Below are 4,690 nucleotides of genomic sequence, written 5' to 3'. Positions count from 1 at the left end.
GGCGTCCTGGGAGTGACCGTGGCGCAGGGGTCGGAGAGCGTGGGGTTGCCGGCCGACCGGCTGGCCGCCCAGCGGCCGGGAACCGGGGCGTGGTGGCGGCGGGAGATGACGCAGGTGCTGCGGACGAAGACCGCGACCTACACCGTCGAGCAGCGGGTCAGAGACGTGCTGTGGGCGAACCGGGACCTCGGATACCGGACGCGGCGCGGGTCCGTCTCCGCCAAGCCGCTCACGCCCGCCGACGCACAGGCGTGGAAGGCCGCGGGCTCGCCCGACCTGTGCGACGGCTGCCTGTCGGGAAAGACCTACTTCACCCCGCTGAAGTTGACGAGGAAGCCGGTGACGGAACTGCCCGCCGAACCCCAGGCGCTCAAGGCCGAGATGCTGGCGGCCAGCGACGAGGAGGCCCCGGAGGCGTGGTTGTGGGGCGCGAGCAAATGGCTGCTCCTCGACGTCGAGAGCACCCCGGCCACCAGGGCCGCGCTCTACCGCGTGCTCGCCGGACTGCCGGGAGTGCGGGTGGAGAACGACGTCACCGACGTCGACGGCCGTACCGGGGTCGCGCTGACCTACGGCCAGGCGTCCAACCGTCAGCAGATCATCATCGACCGGGACAGCGGGCAGCTGCTCGCCGTCCAGGAGGCCGGCGGCTCCTCGGCGTACGTGGTGGAACGACTGGGCTGGACCGACGACCCACCCCCGAAGCAGTCGACCTCCTCGTGAGCGACGCATCAGAAGGACGCTCCCGGTCCGCTCGCGACGCGATGCCCCGTGGCCCCTGGATCGAGCTGCGAAGATCAGCCGAGCGTGAACGTTCTGGCGCTCATGCGGCGCCGGCTGGGAGGGTGGGCCTCATGATGGAAGACTTGCGGGACGCCGAGCGCCGGCTCCAGGCCGCGCAGCTCGCTGGAGATGTCGAGGCGCTGGATCGGCTGCTGGACGATCGGCTGATCTTCACCTTCGGCGGGAACGTTGCGACCAAGGCCGACGACCTGGAGCTGCACCGCACTCGGACGCAGGTGCTGACGAAGGTGGCCGAGGAGGAGTTGACCGTGCTCGCCGACGGGCGCACCGGGGTGACGTGGTTCCTCGGCACCGTCGAAGGGACCGTCTCCGGTGCGCCGTTCGCGGCCAGGATGCGCTACACCCGTACGTGGCTGCATGACGAGACGCACGGCTGGCGAATCATCGCCGTACACGCCGGCACGACCGATTGACATAGCCGACACGTTGTTCGACGACCGGCCGGCCGGATGGTCGCCGGCGAGGTGCGACGCCCCGGAGGCGAGCGGCCCGGCTTCGGGCTCGTCCATGTGGACGAGCCCGAAGCCGGGCGCGACCCTACTTCTGGGCGCAGAGCATGGCGTCGAGGGTGCTGTCGACGCGGTCGGCGCGGTCGTCTGAGGTCGGCAGTGCGGTCACGGTGAGTGTGGCGCTCCGGCCGTCCTCGGTGACGCCGTTGCGGGTCTCGTAACCGGGGATGTCGCCGCCGTGGCCCCACGCGTGGCCGCCGCAGCTCAGCTTGATCTTCATCAGGCCGAGCCCGTACCCCCAGCCGCGCGGGAGTGCCGGAGAGTCGATGGTCTGCTTCATCTCCTTCAGCTGGGCCGGCTTGAGCAGGTCGCCGCCCAGCAGCGCGCCCAGGAAACGGGTGACGTCGCGCGGAGTGCTGATGAGGTTGCCGGACGTCCAGCCCCAGGAGGGGTCCATCTCGGTGAACTTCACCAGCTTTCCGCTCTTGTCGGCATGGTAGCCGTTCGGGTGGTTGCCGCCGATGGTCTGCTCGCTGACACCGGGCCAGTAGGTGTCCCGCAGGCCGAGCGGCTTGATGATCCGGTTGGTGACCTCCTCTCCCATGGGCCGGCCCGTGACCTTCTGCACGATCAGGCCGAGCAGTACATATCCGGTGTTGGTGTATTTCCAGCTCTTGCCCGGGGCGAACTGCGGCTTCTGCGTGAGGGCTTTGTCGATCAGGTCCCGCGGCTCGAAATAGGTGTGCCGGATGCCGAACAACGTCGGGAAGTTCGTGTACTCCGGCAGGCCGGAGGTGTGCTGCAGCAGCTGGCGGATCGTGATCTTGCGGCCGTCGTTGCCGTTGCCGCGGACCATGCCGGGCAGGTACTTCTCGATCGGCGCGTCCAGGTCGAGCTCGCCCTCGCCGGCCAGTTGCAGGACGACGGTGGCGGCGAACGTCTTGGTGTGGCTGCCGATGCGCACCGTCCCGTTGGCGGGAACCTTGGCCCGCGTCTCCAGGTCCGCCACGCCGGCGGTGTAGTCGCGCACCCGGCCGTCGCGTCCCCGCACCGCGGCCACGACGCCGGGGAAGTCGCCGGGGCGAACCAGCTTGTCCAAGCTTGTCTGTACGGCGTCGCCGGAAGCGCTCGGCGTCGCGGCGCTGGCGGGAGCCGTGCCCAGACCAAGAGCGCCGGCGGCGGCGGCTCCTGCGGCGACCACCGCCAGGAAACGAGTGGACGTCGAGGGCTGTCCGATTTACCGCGGTGGCAAGTTACAAATTTTGACATCTGTTACCGGTCCGGCCTAGCGTTTCTCGTATGGAGCAGAGAACCTTCGGCGCCGACGTCTGCGTGGGGGCGGTCGGGCTCGGTTGTGCGGGCATGTCCGGCGCGTACGGACCCAGCGCCGACGAGCAGAGCATCGCGACGCTTCGCCACGCGCTCGACGCCGGGATCACGTTCATCGACACGGCCGACCACTACGGGATGGGGCACAACGAGACGCTCATCGGGCAGGCGCTGCGACCCGCCGATCGCGACCGCGCCGTGGTCAGCGTGAAGTTCGGCGCGTTGTTCGGCGTGGACGGCAGCATGCGCGGCATCAACGGCCGACCGGACGCGATCCCGAACTTCCTGGCCTACTCGCTGCAGCGGCTGGGCACCGACTACGTGGACATCTATCGCCCGGCCAGGCTGGACCCCGCCGTCCCGATCGAGGAGACCGTCGGCGCCGTCGCCGAGATGGTGCGGAAGGGCTACGTGCGCGGCATCGGGCTGTCCGAGGTCGGCGCCGAGACGATCCGCCGCGCCCACGCCGTGCACCCGATCACCGACGTCCAGATCGAGTACTCACTGTTCAGCCGCGGCGTCGAGGACGAGATCCTGCCCACCTGCCGGGAGCTGGGCATCGGCGTCACCGCCTACGGGGTGCTCGCCCAAGGAATGCTGACCGGTACGTGGCGACCGTCGGCCGGCGACGCACGGCATCGCGGGCACCTGCCCCGCTTCGCCGCCGGCAACATCGAGACCAACCTCGCGTTGGTCGAACGGCTGCGGGAGATCGCCACCTCCCGCCGCGCCACGGTCGCGCAACTCGCGATCGCGTGGGTGCTGGCGCAGGGCCGCGTGCACCGGGACATCGTCGCGCTGGTCGGGGCCGGCCGACCGCGCAGCGTCACCGAGGCGGTGGACGCCGCCGGCCTGCGGCTGACCGAGGACGACCTGGACGCGATCGAGCAGGCAGTCCCCCGAGGGGCGGTCGCGGGAGAACGCTACGCCCCCGCCCTGCTCGCGCTGCTGGACAGCGAGCGAACCGGCGGCAGGCGCTGATGCCCGCCCGAACCCCGCTGGACGCGAACGCCATCCTGGCCGCCACCGAGGAGATCCTGCGCCGCCACGGGCCGGACAAGGCAACGGTCGTCGACGTCGCCCGGGCACTCGGGGTCAGCCACGCCGCCGTCTACAAGCACTTCCCCTCCAAGCAGGCGCTGCGCGAGGCCGTGACCCGGCGCTGGCTCGACCGCAACCGCGACGCCCTCGCCGTCATCGCCGCCGACCCTGCGGTCCCGCCGGCCCGGCGGCTGCGTGCCTGGCTGCACGCCGTCCTGGCCGGGAAGCAGGCCAAGATTCGCGAGGACCCGGAGCTGTTCGCCGCCTATGGAATCCTCGCGGCCGCGCACAGCAGCGTCGCCACCGACCACGTCGCCGACCTCCTGGGCCAGCTGACGGCCATCATCGCCGACGGCGCCGCCGACGGCAGCCTCCGCACCGACGACGCGGAGGCCACCGCCCACGTGGTCTTCAACGCCACTGCCAAGTTCCACCACCTCGCCCACGCGGCCGAATGGCAGAACCCCGGCATCGGCGCCGAACTCGACGAGGTGTGCAGCCTGCTGCTGGAGGGTCTGCACGCCCCCACATCGCCGTAGCCGAATCGGGTCGACCATACGCCGCGACTCGTCGGCGGCGCGGTCGGCGCTGCCCGTCGCCACCCCGGCGGCAACGAACAAGGAGGACGAACGACCATGGTGCAAGCAATCGGAGTGACGCGGCCAGGCGGACCGGACGCTCTCGGCGAGTTCGACCTGGTGGCCGAACCGATCGGTCCCGGCCAGGTCAGGATCGGGGTGAGCAGTGCCACGGTGAACCCGGCCGACGCGATGATCCGTTCTCGTCCGCGGCAGGACGAGGCGGACGCGGTGCGGGTGCCGGGCATGGAGGTTGCCGGCGTGATCACCGAGATCGGCCCCGCCGTCGAGCGCCCGTTCACGATCGGGGACGCCGTCATGGCCATCGTGGTGCCCTCAGGTGCGCACGGCGGCTACCGGGCAGACCTCGTCGTGTCGGCGCGCTCGGTGGCGAAGATCCCGGCCGGGCTCTCGGACGTTCAGGCCGCCACCCTCCCGATGAACGGGCTCACCGCCCGGCTCGCACTCGACACGCTGGCGCTCCCGGCC

Annotated in this window: 6 protein-coding genes; 5 read left to right on the top strand and 1 reads right to left on the bottom strand. The window is 70.9% G+C overall.

Annotated elements, in window-relative coordinates; genetic code table 11:
• Both ACWCSD_RS48120 and ACWCSD_RS48115 read left to right on the top strand, forming a co-directional pair.
• Window positions 1–723: hypothetical protein (locus ACWCSD_RS48120; protein ID WP_449925775.1), on the top strand; the 723-nt coding region annotated here is incomplete at its 5' end.
• 131 nt (window positions 724–854) lie between these two features.
• A complete protein-coding gene (locus tag ACWCSD_RS48115) occupies window positions 855–1,217 on the top strand; it encodes a nuclear transport factor 2 family protein (protein ID WP_397162622.1) in 363 nt (120 codons plus the stop codon).
• Between the two features lie 124 nt (window positions 1,218–1,341).
• On the opposite strand, the gene ACWCSD_RS48110 is transcribed toward ACWCSD_RS48115, so the two are convergent.
• Window positions 1,342–2,352, bottom strand: coding sequence for a serine hydrolase domain-containing protein (locus ACWCSD_RS48110; RefSeq protein WP_449925772.1), 1,011 nt, complete (start codon window positions 2,350–2,352; stop codon window positions 1,342–1,344).
• Window positions 2,353–2,552: 200 nt separating this feature from the next.
• Between ACWCSD_RS48110 and ACWCSD_RS48105 the strand changes: the two genes are divergently transcribed.
• The 3 genes from ACWCSD_RS48105 to ACWCSD_RS48095 all read left to right on the top strand — a co-directional run.
• Complete coding sequence (locus ACWCSD_RS48105; protein WP_397162624.1) at window positions 2,553–3,563, top strand: aldo/keto reductase; 1,011 nt, start codon at window positions 2,553–2,555, stop codon at window positions 3,561–3,563.
• Window positions 3,563–4,162, top strand: a complete 600-nt coding sequence (locus ACWCSD_RS48100; protein ID WP_449925768.1) for a TetR family transcriptional regulator — start codon at window positions 3,563–3,565, stop codon at window positions 4,160–4,162. The genes ACWCSD_RS48105 and ACWCSD_RS48100 overlap by 1 nt, the downstream gene beginning before the upstream one ends.
• 96 nt (window positions 4,163–4,258) lie before the next feature.
• Window positions 4,259–4,690 (top strand): alcohol dehydrogenase catalytic domain-containing protein (locus ACWCSD_RS48095; protein WP_449925765.1); only part of this gene is annotated, 432 nt, incomplete at its 3' end.

Source organism: Nonomuraea sp. NPDC001684, from assembly GCF_053596515.1.
This window is presented reverse-complemented; position numbering and strand designations above follow the sequence as displayed.

Bases quoted from the DNA above. Each gene is read 5' to 3' on its own strand.
- ACWCSD_RS48115 (WP_397162622.1), top strand. From the start codon at position 855: ATGATGGAAGACTTGCGGGACGCCGAGCGCCGGCTCCAGGCCGCGCAG.
- ACWCSD_RS48105 (WP_397162624.1), top strand. From the start codon at position 2,553: ATGGAGCAGAGAACCTTCGGCGCCGACGTCTGCGTGGGGGCGGTCGGG.
- ACWCSD_RS48100 (WP_449925768.1), top strand. From the start codon at position 3,563: ATGCCCGCCCGAACCCCGCTGGACGCGAACGCCATCCTGGCCGCCACC.